Origin of the sequence: Microcoleus sp. B5-D4 (assembly GCF_036705145.1) — a bacterium.
Classification (GTDB): Bacteria; Cyanobacteriota; Cyanobacteriia; order Cyanobacteriales; family Microcoleaceae; genus Microcoleus.
Map to the genome: position 1 here is coordinate 22,327 of NZ_JAUBTV010000067.1, position 21,318 is coordinate 43,644.

General features: G+C 45.0%; 16 protein-coding genes and 1 pseudogene. 4 read left to right on the forward strand and 13 right to left on the reverse strand.

Going from position 1 to position 21,318, the window contains the following annotated elements; translation table 11 throughout:
* Nucleotides 1–166 precede the first annotated feature (166 nt).
* The 9 genes from QUB10_RS24850 to QUB10_RS34305 form a co-directional block, all read right to left on the reverse strand.
* Nucleotides 167–1,918 (reverse strand): diguanylate cyclase domain-containing protein, encoded by a 1,752-nt coding sequence (locus QUB10_RS24850; RefSeq protein ID WP_333205894.1) that lies wholly within the window; start codon nt 1,916–1,918, stop codon nt 167–169.
* A gap of 38 nt (nt 1,919–1,956) precedes the next feature.
* On the reverse strand, nt 1,957–2,409 hold the full coding sequence (locus tag QUB10_RS24855; RefSeq protein ID WP_333205895.1) for a response regulator: 453 nt from the start codon (nt 2,407–2,409) through the stop codon (nt 1,957–1,959).
* Nucleotides 2,406–2,576: a hypothetical protein gene (locus QUB10_RS24860; protein WP_333205896.1), complete on the reverse strand. Its 171-nt coding sequence runs from the start codon at nt 2,574–2,576 to the stop codon at nt 2,406–2,408. The genes QUB10_RS24855 and QUB10_RS24860 overlap by 4 nt, the downstream gene beginning before the upstream one ends.
* A 521-nt stretch (nt 2,577–3,097) precedes the next feature.
* Nucleotides 3,098–5,005, reverse strand: coding sequence for a PAS domain S-box protein (locus tag QUB10_RS24865; RefSeq protein ID WP_333205897.1), 1,908 nt, complete (start codon nt 5,003–5,005; stop codon nt 3,098–3,100).
* Complete coding sequence (locus QUB10_RS24870) at nt 5,006–6,949, reverse strand: response regulator (protein WP_333205898.1); 1,944 nt, start codon at nt 6,947–6,949, stop codon at nt 5,006–5,008.
* Nucleotides 6,950–7,239: 290 nt separating this feature from the next.
* Entirely contained in the window at nt 7,240–10,398 is a 3,159-nt protein-coding gene (locus tag QUB10_RS24875) for a PAS domain S-box protein (RefSeq protein WP_333205899.1), read from the reverse strand.
* Nucleotides 10,395–10,793 (reverse strand): response regulator, encoded by a 399-nt coding sequence (locus QUB10_RS24880; RefSeq protein ID WP_333205900.1) that lies wholly within the window; start codon nt 10,791–10,793, stop codon nt 10,395–10,397. The genes QUB10_RS24875 and QUB10_RS24880 overlap by 4 nt, the downstream gene beginning before the upstream one ends.
* A 60-nt stretch (nt 10,794–10,853) precedes the next feature.
* The gene (locus QUB10_RS24885) at nt 10,854–13,397 is read right to left on the reverse strand and encodes a CBS domain-containing protein (protein WP_333205901.1); all 2,544 of its coding nucleotides are present in this window, start codon (nt 13,395–13,397) and stop codon (nt 10,854–10,856) included.
* Between the two features lie 159 nt (nt 13,398–13,556).
* The gene (locus QUB10_RS34305) at nt 13,557–13,715 is read right to left on the reverse strand and encodes an ATP-binding protein (RefSeq protein WP_445300788.1); all 159 of its coding nucleotides are present in this window, start codon (nt 13,713–13,715) and stop codon (nt 13,557–13,559) included.
* Nucleotides 13,716–15,372: 1,657 nt separating this feature from the next.
* Between QUB10_RS34305 and sds the strand changes: the two genes are divergently transcribed.
* Nucleotides 15,373–16,344, forward strand: a complete 972-nt coding sequence (gene sds, locus QUB10_RS24890) for a solanesyl diphosphate synthase (RefSeq protein WP_333154483.1) — start codon at nt 15,373–15,375, stop codon at nt 16,342–16,344.
* Between the two features lie 97 nt (nt 16,345–16,441).
* On the opposite strand, the gene QUB10_RS24895 is transcribed toward sds, so the two are convergent.
* Nucleotides 16,442–16,906 carry a hypothetical protein gene (locus tag QUB10_RS24895; RefSeq protein WP_333205902.1) on the reverse strand — a complete coding sequence of 155 codons (465 nt, stop codon included), beginning with the start codon at nt 16,904–16,906 and terminating at the stop codon, nt 16,442–16,444.
* A gap of 852 nt (nt 16,907–17,758) precedes the next feature.
* Here QUB10_RS24895 and QUB10_RS24900 point away from each other — a divergent pair.
* From QUB10_RS24900 to QUB10_RS24910, 3 genes are all read left to right on the forward strand, one after another.
* Entirely contained in the window at nt 17,759–18,109 is a 351-nt protein-coding gene (locus QUB10_RS24900; protein WP_333154481.1) for a hypothetical protein, read from the forward strand.
* 107 nt (nt 18,110–18,216) lie between these two features.
* On the forward strand, nt 18,217–19,737 hold the full coding sequence (gene ycf46, locus QUB10_RS24905; protein ID WP_333154480.1) for a stress-responsive protein Ycf46: 1,521 nt from the start codon (nt 18,217–18,219) through the stop codon (nt 19,735–19,737).
* 130 nt (nt 19,738–19,867) lie between these two features.
* On the forward strand, nt 19,868–20,221 hold the full coding sequence (locus tag QUB10_RS24910; protein ID WP_006635781.1) for a DUF1257 domain-containing protein: 354 nt from the start codon (nt 19,868–19,870) through the stop codon (nt 20,219–20,221).
* 170 nt (nt 20,222–20,391) lie between these two features.
* Here QUB10_RS24910 and QUB10_RS24915 read toward each other — a convergent pair whose 3' ends face one another.
* From QUB10_RS24915 to QUB10_RS24925, 3 genes and pseudogenes are all read right to left on the reverse strand, one after another.
* The gene (locus QUB10_RS24915; RefSeq protein WP_333205904.1) at nt 20,392–20,832 is read right to left on the reverse strand and encodes a glycosyltransferase family 4 protein; all 441 of its coding nucleotides are present in this window, start codon (nt 20,830–20,832) and stop codon (nt 20,392–20,394) included.
* A complete protein-coding gene (locus QUB10_RS24920) occupies nt 20,796–21,170 on the reverse strand; it encodes a hypothetical protein (RefSeq protein ID WP_333205903.1) in 375 nt (124 codons plus the stop codon). Before QUB10_RS24920 ends, QUB10_RS24915 begins: the two co-directional genes overlap by 37 nt.
* Nucleotides 21,163–21,318, reverse strand: a pseudogene (locus QUB10_RS24925) (IS630-like element ISAcma34 family transposase); the annotation flags it as partial. The pseudogene QUB10_RS24925 and the gene QUB10_RS24920, both read right to left, overlap by 8 nt.

Genomic DNA, 21,318 nt, shown 5'->3' on the forward strand with positions numbered 1-21,318 from the left:
TGAAAGCGAGCATTATTATTGCTCCGGCTCACTCGATCGCATCCCGCTCGCACTGCACTCGGAAAATTATTATTCCGATGCAAAGGTCAACAATATGAGTTATGAGTTGTGAGTGGTGAGTTAAAAATAAAACACGATTTTACTAATTACTAATTGCCTTCAACGTTTACATAAAAATCTGGGAAGATTCCGAGTTATTGCTAGCGTGACAAATGCGATTTTTGCCTTCGGTTTTGGCTTGAAAAAGGGCGCTGTCAGCGCTGCGAATTAGGGTGTTGGGAGATTCCTGGGCAGAAGGAATCGCTGTTGCAATGCCGCAACTGAGGGTAACGTAGGGGCCGATCGACGATCGCGCGTGGGGCAGTTTCAAGCTGGCGATGCCGTCGCAAATTTTCCGGGCGACAGCGTTTGCCCCTTGGGCGCTGGTGTTGGGCAGCACTAGGCCAAATTCTTCGCCACCGTAGCGGGCAGTCAAATCCCCAGGCCGGTTGGTGGCGCTGGCGATCGCCCCGGCAATTTGGCGCAAACAATCGTCCCCGCCCAGGTGCCCATAAAACTCGTTGTAAAGTTTAAAAAAGTCGATGTCCAACATAATTAAAGAAAGCGGTAGCTCCTCTCTGGCCAATCTGCGCCACTCTAAGTTCAAAACGCGATCGAACTGGCGGCGATTGGCAATGCCAGTCAGTCCGTCAGTAGTTGCCAGTTGCTGCAATTTTTGATTGGCTATTGCTAGCTTGCGGTAAAGTTGAGATTGTTCGATCGCGATCGCTACTTGATTTGCCAACTGCTGTAAAAAATCTATTTCCCACTGTTGCCATTCCCTGACACCACTGCAATTGTATGCTGTCAGCATTCCCCACAAACTATTGCCATTTTCTGGGATCGAATCCGGCAACTTCTTACCCTGCGCCTGCGGGTTGCCACTCGCCTGCGGCCAGATATAATTTTCCACTGCATCTTGATTTTTCTCGACTTCCCAAACAGTGGTTTCTTGTGTTTCTTTTGCCGTTTCCCAGTCGCCTGATTGCCAAATTGGCACGCTGATAACTGCTGCAATTTCACAATCTGCCAGCAATTCTTTGCAACTGCCAGCCAAGGGGGCAGTGCTGACATCTGCGATTGCTTGTACCGACTGGGATTCGACTAAAACAAAGCATGACACCGCCAAAGCAGCACTAATATTTTGGTTTTCAATATAACCTTCTGGCAAACCGTCACCTGCGACGATCGCACCTTTTTGCTCTTCCCCGTCCAATTGAGACACCCAATCCTGACAGCGATAAATTAAAACGCGGTCTGTTTGGAGAAATTGGCGCACTTCTGCAACGGTACTTTGGAGAATGCTTGCCGGATCTATTGACGATCGAATATGTTCGATCATTTTGCCCAACAGCCGCTGTCGCAGAGCCTGCTGCCGCAATTGTTCTTCGATTTGCTGGCGTTCGATGGCGTAATGGATTGCCCGCACCAGCAGAGTTCTGTGAAATCTTCCCTTTACCAAACAATCTTGAGCGCCCCAGCGCAATACCGACCGGGCCATATTTTCATCCTTGATATCTGTCAGCACCACAATTGGCAATGTGGGCCATCGCCCTTTCAAAACTGCGAGATCCTCGCTTCCCCTCAAGCTGTCTGACACTGACAAATCTAATAGTACGGCGTCAAACTTGTCTACTTCCAGACGCCCAACTCCTATCTCCAGAGACTTAACAGTTTGGAGAAGAAATAGAGACTCGCTGAATGACCCTAGAAGGTCTTCGATCATTGTGGGATCTCCGAGGTCATCCTCAACCAACAAAATTTTCAGACATTGGTGACGTGTTAACACAACTCTAGCGTTCGGAGCGGGTCGAAGGCAACTTTTTTGTTTTGAGAGCGATACTTGCGATCGGCAAATATTTCGGCTTATCAAATTCACTATACACTCAAACTATGGATTTAGCTTTCCATTAAAGTTTACATATCCGGCGGGAGTGAAACGATTTCAAACCAATACTCACATAAAGTCTTCATTACTTCAAGCAAGCCTTCAAAAGTTACTGGTTTGGATATAAAAGAATTGGCTCCCAAGCGGTAGCAAAGCAAAATATCTCCTCTGCGGTGGGAAGTTGTGAGCATTACAACCGGAATTTGTTGCAAATGGGGGTCAGATCTGATCAAACTTAGTGTTTCTCGCCCGTCCAGCCTCGGCATATTCAGATCCAAAAGGATCAAGTCTGGCTGATGCCAATTGCTGCTACCAAGATATTGACCGCGACGGTATAAGTAGTCTAGGACTTGTTCTCCATTTTCCACAAATTCGCTCGTAATTGCTAATCGAACTTCTCCCAGTGCTTCCTTCACCAAAAAGCGCGTGTCCTCGTCATCGTTTGCTATTAAAAGAGTAAATTTTTTCTTTTGATAATTCACGGCTTTGCCTCACTACGAACGTCTTTTGTGAGGTCGCTGAACTTTAAGCAGTGTCTGAGTACCTGCACAGCATCTCTTGCCATCATCCGGTAAATCTGGCTGAGGACACTGAAATTGTGTTGCAGCAATTTACCGTTTTTCTGCATTTGCAAAGGTTTGCGAATCATGCTTGTTTCACTTGGCAGTCTGTCCGAGAACCTACAAACTGCAAACACATCACAAATCTTGATCCGGGAACTACTAGGGAAACTATTGCATCCCAAAGCAAGATGCTCTGGATACAGTTGAAAAAAATTAACAAGTCTTGCGCGCACCGCTGATTTATAAGTTGTATAAGGATCGAGCTAATAGATTTATATTGATAGATTTATAGCTCGATGTCATCAGTGAATATGCTACACTTTATAAGCATTTTTGTAAAGAACAGATAAAGATATTTAAAGCTAAAGTAAAGGACTGGTGACAATCAAGCAATTTGGTGACAAGCCCCCGGATTCATCCGTGGAGCGAGAAAAAAGCTCCGAATCCTCTTCACTTGCCCCCGGATTTATCAGTGGAGTCGCTTTCTTCAATTCTAAAATCTAAAATCTAAAACCTAAAATATAAAATCTACAATCTACAATCTACAATCTAAAACCTAAAATCTGCAATCTAAAACCTAAAATCTAAAATCTAAAATCGATTGACTTCAGTTTGGTATAGGAAGAGAAAAATAAAAAGTCGAGCCTCGATTGGGTTCGGATTCTACCCAAAGGCGGCCGCCATGCCGATCGACAATTCTTTGACAAATCGCTAAACCGATACCAGTTCCCGAATACTGTTTTTGGGTGTGCAAACGCTGAAAAATCTGAAAAATTCGCGGATGGTACTGTGAAGCAATCCCAATACCATTATCCTGCACTGAAAACACCCAGCTATCCCCCTGGCGCAAAGCGTCCACCTGCACCACCGGCGCTTCACTGCTGCGGTACTTAATAGCGTTACCCATTAAATTTTGAAACAGTTGCAACAGTTGAAAACAGTCACCTTTTACCCTTGGCAAATTCCCCCTAGTAACTGAAGCTTGATTCTCGCGGATGGCCAAATGCAAATTAGCACAAGCATCCTCAAAAACCCGATTGCAATCTATCATCTCAAAAGGTTTCTGACTGCTCCCGACCCGCGAATACTCCAGCAAGTCATCAATCAGCGCCTGCATCCGATCGCAAGAATGAACAATATTGCGGATAAATTTATTCCCTTGGGCATTAAGTTGGTTGGGAAAGCGCTTTTCTAATAGTTGAGCATAGCCAGCAATCGTGCTCAAAGGCGCTTGCAAATCGTGAGAAGCCACGTAAGCAAACTGTTCTAGTTCGGCATTAGAACGAGTTAATTCTTGAGCGTAGCGGGTTTGAGTGTCTAAACTCTCTTGCAGCAATTCTTGTACCAGCTTGCGTTCGGAAATATCCTCGATCGCACAAATCAAATACTGCAGTGTCCCCTTGACATCGCGCATTGCCGAAACAGTAACATTTGCCCAGCGCACTGCGTCATCTTTGCATACCAAACGCTTTTCCACAGAAAAAGTTTGAATCTTTCCGGATAACAGCGAGCGCAGGTATTCTCTGTCCGCTTCTCTGTCATCCGGGTGAGTAATTGCCTGCCAACTTTGCTGTAACAATTCCGATTCTGCATAGCGGACAATTTGACAAAAGCCGGGATTTACCCGCATAAATTTACCGCAAAGCGCGGTTTTAGCTATGCCGACCGCAGCTTGCTCGAATATGGCGCGGAAGCGTTCTTCGCTGTCTCGCAGGGCAATTTCTGCTCGTTTGCGCTCGGTAATATTACGAAATGTTACTGCCAGACCATCGTTTAATTTGACCGCCACAATGTGCAGCCAAACAATTGTATCTCGCTCCTGTTCGTAATAAAATTCTTGGTCTACAGTTTCTCCTGTTTCTACTACAGAAACATACAAATCAAATAACCCCTTATTGCTAACTTGGGAAACTTGGGCTAACAAATTTTTGCCAACTATCTCATTTAATAGCAGACCATAAAATTTTTCGGCTGCAGGGTTGATCAACAGCCACTGGAAATCTACAATATTTCCCTCACTGTTGCGGACGGCAGAATAAGCCACCACACAGTCTAAGGAACTATTTAATATGCTAGCAAGCAGCGACTGCGACTGTTGCAGTTGATAATTTTGCTCTTTTAATTGCTGTTGCAGCTTTTGCAAGCGGACTTGCTTGTCGATGCGCGCTAAAACTTCTTCTACTTGAAATGGTTTAGTAATATAGTCAGCGCCTCCTACTCGAAAAGCTTGTAATTTATCGTTCATTTCATCTAATACGCTTAAAAAAATTACCGGAATTTGTTCAGTTTCTGGTGTTGATTTCAGTCTCCGACAAACTTCATAACCGCTCATTTCCGGCATTCTAATGTCGAGCAAAATTAAATCCGGGCAATGGGCGATCGCAACATTCAACGCCAGTTGACCGCTAATAGCTCGGTAAACTTGATAGCCGTGGGATGTTAGCAGTTTGGATAAGAACCGCAGATTGCTTGGTTGGTCATCAACCACCAATACTTTAATTTCGCTATTATCCATTTATTTTAAACTCGATTGAGTTAAATCCATTATCTTGTCGAGTCGGTAATCGGCAAGCAAATCTTTTAAAGCCTCAGCTAAAGTTGGATGACTTTCCCAGATGCGATCGACAAGTTGAATCGCCAGCTCTTCATTAACATCATTAGCTGCGTCATGGAGTTCCTTCACCCAGCTTTGAGGCATTTGAGCCAGCAGCCCTCCGAAAAATGAATCGGGTTTTTCGTTCACACAATAACGCCGTAAAGCCCCCACTGGGAGCCGGGGCAACTCTTGATAAAGATAGCGCACTCCCAAGTAGCAAGCCATCTTATCAAAGAGAGTTTGTTCTAGAAAAGGTTTCCGCACAAAATCGTCGCAACCTGCGGCGATAATTTCGCCCTTTCTTTCCTCAAAAGTGCTAGCAGTCAGAGCAATAATTACAGTTCGCCACTGAGTTTGTTTCTCTTTCGCTCTAATTTGTCGGACAGCTTCAAAACCGTCCATTACTGGCATTCGCGTATCCAGCCAAATTAAATGAGGCTGCCAACTTTCCCAGAGTTCAACCGCTTGGTAGCCATTTTCCGCTTCTCGGACTTCAAAACCAATTGGTTGCAACATTTTAACCAGCAGCAGCCGATTTTCTGGATTGTCGTCAACTGCTAAAATCCGATAAATGGGTTGATCTGCTTCTAGTCCTATCACCCGCTGCAATGTCGCCACTGTTATTTCAGACGAAATAGCGCCAAATACTCGGATATTAAATTTAAAACTGGTTCCCTCACCTAAAACACTTTTTACCCAAATATCTCCGCCCATTATTTGCACGTATTTTTTAGTAATTGTCAAACCCAATCCCGTACCATCACCAGCTTTTCTCCCCGCTTGTGTTTGCACGAAAGCGTCAAATAAAGTATCAATTTCTGCTGTTGCTATGCCAATTCCCGTGTCTTCAACTTCAAACAAAATTAACAATGGTTCGACCGAGGTTGAGTTAGGATCACTTTCCGATTCTGCCGGCTGCTGCGGCTGGTTGCTTTCCACGCTCACGCGCAGCCAAATACGGCCCCCGTCGTGAGTAAATTTCATGGCATTTCCCAGCAGGTTAATTAAGCAGACGCGCAGCTTTTTTTCGTCAGTTTTTATATATGGGGGAACATTAGCCTCGATGGAAAATCTCAGTTGGATTTTTTTTGTTTCAGCTTTGATTTGAAACATTTCTTCGAGAGTGTCGAGGAGTTGATAGAGGTCAAAGCTGCGTTGATCTAAGCCAATTATCCCTGCTTCTATTTTCGACAAGTCTAAAACATCGTTAATTAGTTCCAGCAAATGTTGACCGCTGCGGTTAATAATTCGGAGATTTTCGAGATTTTCGTGGCTGAGCAAAGAGTCGCGGCTCATGACTTGGGTAAAACCAAGGATGGCGTTCAGGGGAGTCCGCAATTCGTGGCTCATGTTGGCAACGAATTGACTTTTTGCGAGCGATGCAGCGGCCGCTGCTTCTTCGGCTTTTTTGCGTTCTATTATTTCTTCTTGCAGTTCTTTATTGCGATCGAGCAATTGTTTTTTCAGCCTCTGGATAGTCAGTTGGTGTTCGATTCGCGCTAAAACTTCTGCTACATGAAACGGTTTTGTGACATAATCTACCCCTCCCACTTGAAAGGCGGTTAGTTTGTCCAATACTTCATCTAAAGCGCTGATAAAAATAACTGGAATTTCGGATGTCTTCGGATCTTCCTTGAGCTGGGTGCAGACTTCGTAGCCGTCCATTTCCGGCATTTTGATGTCGAGCAAAATCAAATCGGGACAACCAGAGCGCGCGGCCCTGATTGCCATTTTGCCGTTAATTACGCCGCGGACTTTGTAGCCCCGATCGCACAGCGTTGCTGATAAAACTTGCAAATTTTCTGGAGTATCGTCAACAATTAATATGTTGCCTTTATTTTCTTCTATTTGATTGTTGGTCATCGCTGGCTATTTTTTGTTAATTTAAGAATTGTTGAAATTAGGAAAACTTGTTAAATAGTCACTATAGCACTCCCTCTTCAATCAACTGCTTTGATATTTACATAACTTATCGTAGTTGAGATTTGAGATTTGAGTGAGATTAAAGAATTGGGAATGACTGATGATTAGCAGGGTGTGGAGCTTGGCGACAAGTAAATTAGTCTATCGCCCGCAGGCGAGTTTACAAATAGGCGATCGACCTACATCATCCATAATCCTGAACCTGCCCCTATCCCTTCTTCTTTCATCCTTCAACAATTTCTAAACTCCTCAATCAAATCGATAATCCGATCGCACCGGAAGTTATTGGCCAAATCGGCGATCGCGCTGCGGAAACTAGCATTAATAGGAGGAATCGACAACAACAGCCGAAAAATTTCCTCGTTATCAACCGCATCCGCCGCAGAATACAATTCATCAACCCATTCAGCAGGCATAGCTTCCAAAAATGAAGTATGGAGCGTAAAAGCCAAATCAGCCGTTTCAGTTACCGTGGAAACCTCGGCGGACACCGCAGCATCAGAACTTAGCGAAGCTTCTCGATCGTAAACATAGCGGACTCCCAGATACTTAGCCATCTTTTCCAGAATCACTTGCTCCCGAAAAGGCTTCGCTACAAAATCATCGCAACCAGCAGACAAAATCAGCGATCGCTCCTCATCAAAAGCACTTGCAGTCAGAGCAATAATCACCGTTGCTTGACCTTTCAAATGCGCTTTAATCTGTTTAGTAGCTTCGTAACCGTCCATCACCGGCATCCGCATATCCATCCAAATCAAATGAGGTTCCCAACTCGACCACATTTCCACAGCTTGAACGCCATTTTCCGCTTCCTCCACCGCAAAGCCGAGCGATGTCAGCATTCTGACCAACAGCAAGCGGCTTTCCAGGCGATCGTCAACAGCTAAAATCCGGTATTCTGGCTGTCCGGGTTCGATCCCCACAACTCGGCGAGCTGTTTGAGCCACCTGAATTTCCACTGCATTAGGGAGCGAAACTTTAACATCAAATTTAAAAATGCTGCCGCGGCCGAGGGTGCTTGTTACCGTCATCTTCCCTCCCATTAACTGAACGAACTGCTTGCTGATTGGCAAGCCTAAACCGGTTCCTTCTTGAGCTTTTTTACCGCTTTCTGTTTGCGCGAAAGGTTTAAACAAATTATCCATTTCTTCCGCAGAAATTCCTGAACCCGTGTCTTCCACTTCAAATAGCAAATAGCAATTCTCACTTGGCGAAATCTCTGGGTGATTTTTATTTTTTATCAGCTCATGTTTGACTCTCAAATTAACACCCCCTTCCGCAGTAAATTTAATAGCATTGCCTACGACATTTATCAATACTTGTCGCAACTTGCTTTCGTCAGTTTCTATATATTGAGGTAGATCGGGGGGGCAATCAAAAATTAACTGCAACCCTTTTTTTTCGGCTGGCAGTTTCAGCATATTTTCAGTATTTTTTAGCATTTTGTGCAAGTCGAAGGTGCTGTTATTAAGTGTCACCAGCCCGACTTCAATTTTTGACATTTGCAGAATATTGTTGATCAGAACGAGCAAATGTTCCCCGCTCTGGGTAATAATTCCTAAGTATTGCTGTTGGTCGGCACCGAGGTCTGGGTCGCGGGCTAGCAGTTGGCTGAAACCGAGAATTGCGTTGAGGGGAGTTCGCAATTCGTGGCTCATATTCGAGAGAAATTCGCTTTTTGCCCTGTTCGCTCTGTCGGCTTCTTCTTTGGCTTTTTGCAGGACTATTTCAGCTTGTTTGCGTTCGGTAATATCGCTAGCAGTGCCTGTTGTGCCGATGATATTTCCTTCAGCGTCCATGCGCGCGATCGCCTTGGTATTTACATCAATCTTTCGGCCGTCTTTTCCTAATACTATATTTTCGTACTGAAACACAGTTTTTCCCGTCAGCAAGCGCTGCTGAAGTTCCCATTTCCAGTCTATTTCTCCTGGTGCCAAGAAATCGCTAAAAGAACAGCCGAGCATTTCTTCAGGCTCGTAACCGTATATTTTTTTAACTGCTTGGTTCACAAAAGTAATGTGCCCTTGAGCATTGCAAGACCAGATAATATCTTGGGAAGTTTCAACTAAATGACGGTATTTTTCTTCGCTCTCTGCAAGGGCTATTTCTGCCAGCTTGCGTGGGGTAATGTCCATCAAAGTTGTGAAGATTTTTGTCACTTGCCCTTGTTGATTGACAACTACTTCTCCTCTGGCTTCGATGTAGCGGATGAAGCCGGCTTCACTTATTTGTGACGGGGAATTATCCGCAGCAATTTTCGGTTCCGGGCGCAAAATTCGATATTCCAAAGTGTAAGATTGCCCGCTAGCAATAGCAGTGTCGATCGTTGTTTGCCACTTTTGTCGATCGTCGGGATGCACGTATTGCGAAAACTCAGTCAGTGTGGGCGCAGGCTGGGTTGGATCGATCCCAAAAATCCGAGATAACTCTTCCGACCAAGTAGTTGTGTTGGCCGAGAAATCGCATTCCCAATTACCGACACGGGCGATTCTTTGCGCTGCTGCTAAAGAAGCCGCTACAGCTCGGAGTTTTTCTTCGGCCAATTTGCGATCGCTAATATCTTGAATCACAGAAATCACGCAGGTTTCGCCATGAATGTCAATGATTTCTGCTGACAGCAGCCCGGTTCGGATTTTCCCTGTTTTAGTGCGAAAATCAAATTCGTAGTTGAGAATAATTTGTTTTTCATCTAACATTTTAAACAACTCGGTGCGGGCTTGTATATTTTCCCAAAGATTCAAATCAAGCGCCGTGCGATCGAGGATTTCTACGGCTGAATAACCGATAGTCTGGCAAAAAGCCTCATTAATTTCTAAATAACGACCGTCATTAAGTCTGGTAATAGCAATCGGGTTGGGAGAAGAACGAAAAGCTTTAGCAAACTTTTCCTCAGACAAGCGCAGTTGTGCAGTCCGCTCCTCGACTAAAGTTTCCAATTCTTGATTCAGCTTTTGGAGTTGAGCATTTTGTTCCGCTAATTGCTTCTCCCTAAAATAACTGTTGATCGCTTCTTTTACCGTCAACTTCAAATCTTCGGACTGCCAAGGCTTCGATATGTAGCGGTACAATTTAGCATATTTAATAGTATTCGCCACTGCTTCTAGGTCTGCTTGCCCGGTCAGCATAATTTTGATAGTTTTTGGCGAAATTATGTGAATCTGCTTCAGCAATTCGTCACCTTTGATATTCGGCATCAGATAGTCGGAAATTACTGCAACGATTTCGCAGCCCTCTGCCAGCAATTCCTCGATTAACTCTAAAGCATCTTCGCCGCCTTCAGCCGTTTCTAATAAGTGTTCTTCCCCCAGGGTTTTTTTTAACTCAATTTTCAAACTTTCAAGAATTATCGGTTCGTCATCCACACAAATAATCACAGGTTTATTGTTCATATTTTTCTCAAACCAGATTTTATAGTTTCTACTAATTCTTTGCGCTCCCACGGCTTGTACAAACAACGGTGCAAGTTTGCTTGCTCTTTCACCCGTGCTATTGCTACTTCGTCTGCTTGCCCGGTCAGCATGACTTTCACAATCTTAGGATATTTTTGGTGAACCATAATCAAAAATTCATCTCCTTTAATCCCTGGCATTAACCAGTCAGATACTATGACCAAAATATCACTTTCATCTTCTTTTTGAATTTCCTCCATAATTTCCAGAGCTTCATCTGCATTTTCTGCTACTTCATAGAGGTAAGCATCCCCAAATTCTTTTTTAAGTTGAATTTTTAAACTATTTAAGACCACAACTTCATCGTCAACGCACAAAATTACTGGTTTCGGCATAAAACTTTACTTCTATTAAATTTTAAGACTGGGTGCATTTACCTATTTCTTTAAGTGCTATCAAGGGATTCCGACAGGCAAGGATATAGTAAATTTTGTTTGACCAGGCACGCTTTCTACTTGCAGTTCACCTTGGTGTTTTTCGAGAATTTTTTGAACTATATCTAATCCCAAACCACTGCCTTCCCCTGGAGGTTTAGTTGTGAAAAACGGCTCAAAAATTCTCGGCATAATCTCTGGAGGAATGCCGGGCCCACTGTCGGCAATACTCACTGATATTGCGTTTGCTTGGTGTTTTACATCAATTTTTAACACGCCTTTGTTGCCCATCGCTTGTAAAGCATTGTGAACCAAATTTGTCCAAACTTGATTGAGTTCATCAGGATAGCATAGCACAGAGGGCAAATTAGTACCATAGTTTCTGACTATTTCCACACCGTGTTTGATTTGGTAGTGGTAAAGCGTTAAAACAGTATCAATACCGTCGGTAATATTAGCCAGCGTCTTGGAGCCAGACTGGTCGTAGCGAGAGTAGCTTTTCAAAGCAAAAACGATTTTGGCTGCCCTATCTGTGGCCGTAGCAATATTTTTAGTGCTTTTTTGTACCGTAGCAAATTGGTAGGCTGTTTGTACAATATTTTGACTTTTGCTGTCTTTCAACAAAGGTAAAAAAGGTTCTACATTATTGCCGATGCCGATATCTAATAAAGTACAGGCAAGACTGGCGGCGTCGTCAATCTTTTCGGATTCTAGTTGCCCCTGCAAAACTTTTTTTAACTGACGTTTTTCTTTACTAGATAATGTATCTGTTTCTTGGCTGGACTTGTGTAGCAAAGCAAAGAAATCCTGTCGCCGTTCCGGGGATAGTTGTTGGAAAAATATCGGCAACTGCTGCAATTGTTCCGTCCAGAAGTCGGCGATGTTCTGCACAGAAGAGCGAATCGCCCCTAAAGGAGAATTGATTTCATGAGCAACTCCGGCAATTAACTGTCCGAGGGCTGCCATTTTTTCTGATTGAATAAGTTCTTTTTGAGTCCGCTTCAGTTCTTCTAAGGTATGAGATAACTCTGCATTTTTTTGGCACAGCGCTGACTCGGCTATTTTGCGGTCGTTGATGTTGCGGGCTACCCAAATAACTGCATCTTTTGAGAACAGAGAAATGCAGGCAGAAAACCAAATTTCGCGACCACAAACTGTTAAGCTGTAGTCAAAATTGAGAGTTTGTTGGGTTTCTAACACTTGCTCAACTAACACCCACCAATCATCCGGGTGGTCGTCGTCAAAAAAATGTTCGATGGTCAAGCTGACTATATCACAATCAGGCTCAGAAACCGCTGCCACATTTGTTGGAAGAATTTCTATGTTCCGCTGACTGTCTAGCACGAGAACTATGTCGGTCATCGCTTCAAAAACGGCGCGGACTTTCCTTTCAGAAAAGTGCAATTTTTCTTCGAGCAATTCTCTATCGCTAATTTGTTGCTGCAATTCTTCGTTACTAGCTGCTAGTTGAACCGTGCGGTCTAGAACTCGCTGTTCGAGTTCGGTGTTGAGGCGGCGAACTTCAGCTTCAGCGGTGGTGCGGTCTTGTATTTCCTTTTTTAACTGACTGTTGGCATTAATTAATTCTAAAGTTCGCTGTTTGATTTGTTCTTCCAAATTATCATTTAAAATTCGCAATTTTTCCTCGACTTCTGTCCTCCGCAACGCTTCTATTTGCAATTCTTCGTTCATTTTGTTCAACTCCTGAATTTTGTCGGCAACTGTTTCCTGCAAAAGCTCGACATTGGCGTGCATTTCTACCGGATCTAAGGCCTCTAGCAAGCTAATTTCAGTCACAATTCCAGCTAAATATCCTTCCTCGTCCACCACCACCAAGCGTCGGATATGGTGCTGCTGCATTAACTGGTGAGCCTGCCACAAGGTGGCTTTTACCTGCAACGGTATCAGCGGAAAACTCATCGCGGCGGTGACGGGAGTACGTGCGAAATCTAGTCCAGAAGCTTGGAATTTAACAATGTCGCGTTCTGTAATTATGCCCACAGGTTTCTGATTTTTGTTGTCGCTGTCAGTGCAAATGACTATGCAGCTTTTCCGCTGGGTTCTCATCTGTTTTGCGACTTCTAAAACGGCGGCGCTGCTTGAGGTAACTATTAATTGTGTAGTCATAATTTCTTCGGCGCGCCACATTTTCAGCAAGTCTGCCGGCTTGAGGATTTGACGGATGCTTTCGCAGGTGATAGCGCCTAGCAAGTTGCCACCTTCGTCTAGAAGGGGTAAGTGACGGATTCTTTTTGATCGCAATATGCTCAATACCTTGAAGATACTCCCCGCTTTATCGAGGTTCAGGGCGATCGGGTTTTCAGTCATCACCTCAGAAATTGCCACCCCTGCTAGCGGTATTTCGCTAGCAGTTATTTTCACAACATCGCGTTCTGTAAAAATTCCGAGCAATTGCTGCTCAAACGCGATTAAAATGCAACTGGCACTCGCCTGAGTCATGGCAGCAATTGCGACTTTCAAGGGTGTGTCTGGAGGCAACACCGGCAGTTTGGGGTCGATCGCCTGTTCTAGCAAGCTTTGGGTATCAGACACTGTTGTTGACATGGGCAAATCAAGGGGGATAGATGCAGGCGGAACCGGCACTTCATACCATTTTAGATTTCCGATTTTACAGTCGCGGTACGCTCACCGCAATCCAGCTTTGACATCGGTCTAGAGTTGTATTTTTAGTCGCGCCTTGGTATGATTTTTAGTGCGATCGCGCTAAACGGCGATCGGCATTGACACAATACACGTCCTTTGACCGATAACTGATGTTACTTCTATTTTACCCGAATGTTTTTCCACACTTTTTTTAACAATCTCCCGTCCCAACCCCCTACCTTCGTCGGGGGGTTTTGTGGTAAAGAACGGATCAAATATTCGTGGCTAAATTCCCGGGTAATTCAGTTGCCAGTGACGAGCAGGCTCTGATTTTCGGCTCTCACCTCTACTTTTAAAACTCGGCCATTCTCTATCGCTTGTAAACCATTGTGCATCATATTTATGAAAATTTATTTTACTTCGTCTGGAGCAGACCACAATTTAGGCAGTGGAGCGTGATAATTTATGACAAATTATACTCTGTGTTTTTGTTCTTTTAATCAAAACTTAATAGAGTTTTAATGGCTCAGTAATATTGGCAATTATTTGTTTTACCTACAGTTTTTACCTACATTTAGAGCGAGAATAATTATTTAAATTAAAAATTACTTTTGTGGCTCTCTCTAGCAAATTATTTTCTTGGGAATAGGTGAATAAATCGCAGAGACTATCTGCCTGAATCAGCCCTTTAATCACCCTTTGATGAAATATTTGATTGCCGTGCAAGTTTAGGGATTCCTTCTGTTGAGCAAGCTGGTTGCTAGATTCATAAATTTATCGTTTTATTTCTGTAAGTTCTTGCCCTACAAAATAGGAATATGGCGATTTTTGCCACAATAACCGACAACTTCAAACTCAGCTTTTTTGAGAGTAATTTAATAGCTTTATCGGAACATTGGCAGGGTTTCCCTTACATGAAACTTGCTGTGAGCGATACAAGCTGCTACTAAATATAATATCCTGCCTCAGAGGCTGTGGGTATTGAACATCGATAACTGTAGCTATGTGTTGCAGTAACTAGCAGCCCAGAAAATCAGGGTGCCCGCAATTGTAAATAATAACCCTGCCTTTGCGCGCAAGCATTCAAGGCAGGGTTATTATTGAGTATTCCGAATTCTCAAGGGTGAAGCGAGGACGCTGCTGCCGACTTCGGCTGCCCAGCAGTACACTACTCGCCTAATCGAGTTATTTTAGCGCTGCGTTGGGCCAACATCAGCAGTACATAAATAGTCATTACATAGCCGGCGGCCAGAATGGGAATAATTAGAGGAATATCGCGATAAATCATAATTAGAACCAAAAGTCAAGGACGAGGAGGAGCAGGACAAGTTCAAGACCTACTACATTAAGTCAGCACGCAAGACCATGCCTTGGTTCTGAAGGCTGTTTTTCCATATCAAGCCTGCGGGAACATTTAGGCGTTCCCGGTCATCAATAATGATTTACTGCTTTACAGATGCTTAAACAGCCTAAAACCATCCACTTTAGCTGCTTTGAGCTACCGTGCACATAAGATGCGCTACTCTTAACTTCTGAAAACTTTTAGCCGCGAGGAACTAAAAATCTGTCCCAGAAATTTTGGCTGCGATCGACTAACAAGGCTGGCTCTACGAAACTTTTACAGGCACCTAAAAGCTACCTGCCAGTCTGGCTGTACTTAATGTATAGAATTGTTTAAATCCTTAATACCCATAATAACACAGGGTTTCTGAGATTTAGAGATTTTTTGGCAGTGTCCTTAACAATTCGATACAATAGGGGCAACCCCTCTGACAGCCGGCGACTCGCCTCTGGCAGGCGGGTGACTCCCATCGGGTGGCAGATGACAAATAACTGCCGATCGCCTAGATTTTTCTTTTCTATTGCAGAGAAGTACCTTAAAATAAAGATATGATATGTAAAATTTTGTTACTTTACGGCTTGAGTCGGCGTATCCATGATCTCTAGCACTCTCCTATTTTCCTCGGTTGAAGAAGACCTGCGACTGTTGACAGAAAACTTAAAACAGTTAGTGGGTGCCCGTCATCCCATCTTGTACGCGGCTGCAGAATACTTATTCGGCACAAAGGGAAAACGAGTGAGACCCGCAATCGTTCTGTTGATGGCCAAGGCGACTATGCCCGATCGGGAAATCACGGAAAAACACCGCCGCCTCGCTGAAATCACGGAAATGATCCACACAGCTAGTCTCGTACACGACGACGTGGTGGACGAGTCGGATCTGCGGCGGGGAGTGCCGACGGTTCACAGTCGGTTTAACAACCGAGTCGCAGTATTGGCGGGAGATTTTCTGTTTGCTCAATCTTCCTGGCATTTGGCAAATCTCGACAACCTGCCAGTAGTCAAACTGCTTTCAGAAGTGATTATGGATTTAGCTGAGGGGGAAATTCAACAGGGACTAAATGGATTTGACACCAGCTTGTCGATCGAAGCGTACCTGGAAAAAAGTTATTACAAAACAGCGTCTTTAATTGCCAACAGTTCCAAAGCAGCGGGCTGTTTGAGCGAGGTTTCAGCGGAAATAGCAGACGATTTGTACAACTACGGTCGGAACATTGGTTTGGCATTCCAAATAGTAGATGATATATTAGATTTCACCGCTTCAACGGAAACTTTGGGGAAACCTGCAGGCTCGGATCTCAGAAGCGGTAATCTGACAGCACCAGCACTATTTGCCCTAGAAGAAAAACCTTACTTGGAAGTTCTCATAGAACGCGAATTTGCCCAAGAAGGAGATCTAGAGCAGGCCCTGGCACTGGTAGAAGATTCTAGAGGCATAGATCGATCGCGAGAACTAGCCACAAATCACGCACAGAAAGCCGTCGAATACTTAGCGGCGCTGCCCCATTCAGAGTCCCGTCAAGCTTTGATTGATTTGGCTGAATACGTTTTGAGTAGACTTTATTAGAGGTTAAAAAGTTACACTTTATTGGTAATGGGGAATTGGTAATGGGGAATTCCCCATGCCTAATGCCCTGTTACCAATTAATAGAAAATTGAATTGTTTAGGCAATATCCGGCGGTGGAGCCGATCGGTACTGTTGCAAGTAAACGTTAATTAAACTCTGTACTTGCTCGCGAGGAATTTCCGTCCCGACTTCCTGATTTCCGGGACTTTCAAAAAAAACAATGCTGTCAAGACCTTCCAGAGCTATCATCTGAAATAAAATGTGAGTGACAGGCAAAAGCACCGGTCTGAGGCGATCGCCCCCAGCAGCCGCAGCCTGGGACGCATCTTTAATACTTGTCCAAGCATAAATCACCCTCTTCTCCCGTCCCGGTTGCTTGAGATTGCTCAAAAGCACGATCGCCCAACTTTGGTCTACCGCTTGCAGGATCGAGTATTCGAGGTGCTGTAGCTGTTGGGAAATTAACACCAGGGCCGGGGCGATCGCCTTTAAGATTTGTGGCGTCGAACCGTCGGGCGGAGCTTTTTCGATCAATGCTTGAATCTGTTGGTCTAAATCCATCAGTCAGTTCTTTGATATCTAAAATTAAAAATTTCAGCTTAGCAGGTCCGCATCCAAGTATATATTACCCAGCACTGCCCTATTAAAGATAAGCTGACACCCATCGAAATTTAATATTTAGCAGCCTAGAGTCCTTGTAGCGAGAATTTGGGCAAAAAAATTAAGTGCGTAACAGCTTACACAATGTCTGCAAAAAGTCTAACGGTAGGGTGCTTATCGCTAGCCCTGTCAAGGTGTGTTAAATCTGAGCCCGATAAAAAGCCGAAAACGGCTATTTCTCGTTCTGATTTTTTTCCAACTTAAAGCAATAAAAACTGCTTGGGGGAGTTTGGTTTCACAATCAAAACGCCCAAAGTTAGTAACTTCGTTGTGTACTGAGTCCACCGGCGCTTACGGCGCACTCATGAGCGGGCTGGGTGCTGATGGCGCACCTTACCCCAGATGGCGACTCAAAGAATTTGTTGGCCCTACTCCTATATATCTATTGTTCATATTTATAGTGGGTCGATCGTCCTTGACCAGGAATTTCAAAGGTGGTACCCGCCACGTGATTTATCCGTGGAATCAATCTAAAATCGAAAATCAAAAATCCTCAAGCCCCCGCATTTATCCGTGGGGTCGCCTCTAAAATCTAAAATCTAAAATCTAAAATCGATTGACGCTACCCATACCTGCCGCTGCACCTCGGCCTCATCAGCTACACACCTAACTTTTTCGTTGTTAACTGCCCCAGAGTCACCTCAAATGTAACGAAATATTACAAGATGACGCTAAAGCAGCATAGAGGCTTGACAGCAAAGAATTAAGCGGCTAATCTGATATACATACCCGGGTAAGTCAATTCACTGTCATATGCAAGAAAAGCAAAAAGTTACATTGTATCTTCCACCAGAACTGCATCGCCAGCTCAAAATCCGAGCCGCAGTCGAAACTGAACCGATGTCATCAATTGCAGAAAGGGCAATTGTCTTCTACCTAGGAAATCCCGAACTGGTTGACGAAGTAGAAGCATCCTACGGACAAACCCATCGGGTATACAACTGTCCAGAATGCACGGGTTCAGTAGTAATGCGAGATGGAGAACTGGCATCCGTAAAAAGTCAGCCGAGCGTATTGGCTGAACAGGATCTTCCAGTAAAGCAGGTGTCGGGCGTCAGTGCCAGCACGGCCAAACCTGGAGAGGAAGAATTGGTTCCCTGCTAAGAATGCCTTGCTTCCCCAAAAAGCTAAAACTGAAATTTTCAGTAAGAGGGCGAAGGGCAGCATTGAGATTCAGCAAAGATAGCACCGTCTCTAGTGGGTCGAGGACTATGCAAGAAGAGATAAGTATTCTAATCCAAGCTCAATATCCTCTGATCTACCTCGTGACATCCGAGGAAGAGCGGTGTGAGCAAGCAATTTCGACAATAGCTCAAGCGAAACCACAGCGACGAGTATTTATCTGGACTGTAACTCACGGCATTGTGGAGTATGGTCAACCCCGCACCACCACCCAACACAACACCGTCTCGCCAGAGGCCGCAATTGAATGGGTGATCAGGCAGCGAGAACCCAACAGTAACGCTAGCATCTACATTTTCAAAGATTTGCATCCTTTTATAGATTCTCCTCCGGTAACGAGGTGGTTGCGCGATGCGATCGCCAACTTCAAAGGAACGCAAAAGACAATTATACTGATGTCTCCTTTGCAGCAAATTCCGATCGAGCTAGAAAAGGAAGTAGTGGTGTTAGACTTCGCGTTGCCCGACATGAAGGAACTCAACCAAGTATTGTCTGGTCAGTTGGAGCAAACGAAATCGCGACGCATTACCACAGAAGCGCGAGAAAAACTTTTAAAAGCAGCCTTGGGATTGACCAAGGACGAAGCTGAAAAAGTTTATCGTAAAGCCCAAGTTTCGACTGGGCGCCTCACAGAAGAAGAAGTAGACATAGTTCTTTCGGAGAAAAAGCAATTAATTCGGCGCAACGGCATTCTAGAGTTCATTGAAGAAGACGAAACCCTGGATGCAGTCGGCGGTTTAGAAGAACTGAAGCGGTGGCTGAGACAGCGTTCCAACGCCTTTACAGAAAGGGCGAGAGAATACGGCCTGCCCCAACCAAAAGGGATGTTAATTCTCGGCGTACCCGGGTGCGGAAAATCGCTGATTGCCAAGACCACCTCCCGCCTCTGGGGACTGCCCCTGCTGAGGCTAGATATGGGTAGAGTCTACGACGGCTCGATGGTGGGTCGATCGGAAGCCAATCTCCGCAATGCCCTCAAAACCGCAGAATCCATCTCTCCAGCCCTCCTCTTCATCGACGAACTAGACAAAGCCTTTGCAGGAGGCACTGGTTCGGCAGACTCAGACGGAGGCACCTCCAGCCGGATTTTCGGTTCCTTCCTCACTTGGATGCAAGAAAAGACTTCCCCAGTCTTCGTAATGGCAACAGCCAACCGAATCGAGCGGTTGCCGGGAGAATTCTTGAGGAAAGGTCGGTTCGACGAACTCTTCTTTGTTGACCTGCCTACCAAAGAAGAACGCCAAGATATATTTAAGATTCACCTGTCCAAGCGCCGTCGGGAAATTACTCGCTTCGATTTAGAGCAACTTTCCACTGTTTCCGAGGGCTTTTCAGGTGCAGAGATTGAGCAAGCGCTAGTAGCCGCAATGTACGAAGCCTTCGCTCAAGATCGAGAGTTTACGCAGCTAGACATCATCGCGGCCATTAAATCCACAATGCCACTGTCTAAAACAATGACCGAACAGGTCACCGCCCTGCGAGATTGGGCTAGACAGCGTGCACGGCCCGCTGCGTCTTCCGTCGCTGAATACCAGCGAATGGAATTCTAAAAGCTTTCTCCTGGTCCAAACAGGAGCAAAGGCTAGCAACAGCTAGCAGTTCGATTCAAGAGCCGCCCAGCGGCACCGTTAAATCCAGACCGTTGTTGTTTCTCTCTCAGTTGTATTAGGAGGAAATCCAATGTCTCACTTTAGCACACTGCGTACCAAAATCACCGATGCCGAAATCCTGAAAGCTTCCCTGCGCGACTTGGGCATTTCAGTCAAGTCAGAAGCTGATGTTCGTGGCTATAACGGTCAGCGCGTTCGCTCCGACATCGTGGCGATTCTGGAAGGCGAATATGACCTCGGTTGGTCTCGCAATAGCGATGGTTCCTTTGACCTGATTGCCGACCTCTGGGGTGTCGCCAAAAAGCACAATCAAACTGAGTTAATCAACTCCATCAACCAGAAGTACGCAGTTAACAAGACCTTGGCAGCAGTCAAGCAGCGCGGTTTGCAAAATGCCAACGTTAAGCTGGTAGTGCAAAACTAATTGATCTGCATGTTTCCAAGCTCGCGGGTTAACCAAACAAACGGGTTAACCCGTTTTTAGCTAGCTAGGATGTAGAGGGGGGTCTTTGGGCCGCCACATACTTTTTTAGCACCCCCAAGCAGCAGCTTTCAGGTTGAAAGCTGCTGCTTTATGCTTTAATGGTCGGCTACCTAATGCTTGGGGCAATCGTCGATCGTTTGTTGATAAATTTCCAGTATTCGATCGACTTTGCGTTCCCAATCAAAATGCTGCCGGACTCGTTCCCGTCCCGCACAACCAATACTCTGCCGTAATTCTGGTGACTGAGCGAGCTTGAGCATCGCATCTGTCAGTCCTTGGACAAATCCTTCTCTAGAAGTCGGTTCTACTAAAATACCGCAAGTGGAATTCAGATAATCTGCGGGGCCGCCCCAGTTCGTTGCTATGACGGGCAAGCCCACTGCCATTGCCTCCAGCACCACTGCCCCGCCGCATTCCCGCAAAGTGGGGAAAACCATTGCATGAGCTTGTTGCATTTTGAGAGCGCACTCGTCGTGAGACAGCCAGCCACTAAATACAACGCTGCTGTCGATGCCTAAACGAGCTGTTTGAGCTTCGAGTTCCCCTCGGATGTGCCATCACCGATGATTTCCAAGACTGCATCAGTTTGAGCGACGACGGGCGCGAAGGCTTCCAGCATCAAATCTACAGCTTTCCAGTCGATCAGCCTGCCTAAAAATATAAAATGAACCTGCCCGGTCGCTGCTCTTGATAAGCTAGAGTCCGATCGCCACACCGAGAAATCCACGCCGTTTTCCACAAGTTCAATAATTTTACCACGCACTCCTGATGGAAGTGCCTGCTTCGTGCGATCGTTTGCCACTAACAGTGTCTCGGCTTGGATTTTGCCCGGTAACAGGCGGTTGAAGACATCGACAAACTTGTGACCGAATGCTAAGTAGTTAAGCAAAATTAATTACATAATTATCTCCAAATCCTTTAAGAATTTTTTCTACAGATGAAACAAGAGATGGCCAGCTAGAGTAGGCATCTATTTCGAGCCATTGATATTTGATAAACCGCCACAAAATCTCAATTAAATTCAATTCAGGTGAATA

Excerpts from the sequence above, each read along its gene's own strand:
- QUB10_RS24860 (WP_333205896.1), bottom strand. The coding sequence starts at position 2,576 with ATGATTCGCAAACCTTTGCAAATGCAGAAAAACGGTAAATTGCTGCAA.
- QUB10_RS24865 (WP_333205897.1), bottom strand. The coding sequence starts at position 5,005 with ATGGATAATAGCGAAATTAAAGTATTGGTGGTTGATGACCAACCAAGC.
- QUB10_RS24870 (WP_333205898.1), bottom strand. The coding sequence starts at position 6,949 with ATGACCAACAATCAAATAGAAGAAAATAAAGGCAACATATTAATTGTT.
- QUB10_RS24875 (WP_333205899.1), bottom strand. The coding sequence starts at position 10,398 with ATGAACAATAAACCTGTGATTATTTGTGTGGATGACGAACCGATAATT.
- QUB10_RS24880 (WP_333205900.1), bottom strand. The coding sequence starts at position 10,793 with ATGCCGAAACCAGTAATTTTGTGCGTTGACGATGAAGTTGTGGTCTTA.
- QUB10_RS24885 (WP_333205901.1), bottom strand. The coding sequence starts at position 13,397 with ATGTCAACAACAGTGTCTGATACCCAAAGCTTGCTAGAACAGGCGATC.
- sds (WP_333154483.1), top strand. The coding sequence starts at position 15,373 with ATGATCTCTAGCACTCTCCTATTTTCCTCGGTTGAAGAAGACCTGCGA.
- QUB10_RS24895 (WP_333205902.1), bottom strand. The coding sequence starts at position 16,906 with ATGGATTTAGACCAACAGATTCAAGCATTGATCGAAAAAGCTCCGCCC.
- QUB10_RS24900 (WP_333154481.1), top strand. The coding sequence starts at position 17,759 with ATGCAAGAAAAGCAAAAAGTTACATTGTATCTTCCACCAGAACTGCAT.
- ycf46 (WP_333154480.1), top strand. The coding sequence starts at position 18,217 with ATGCAAGAAGAGATAAGTATTCTAATCCAAGCTCAATATCCTCTGATC.
- QUB10_RS24910 (WP_006635781.1), top strand. The coding sequence starts at position 19,868 with ATGTCTCACTTTAGCACACTGCGTACCAAAATCACCGATGCCGAAATC.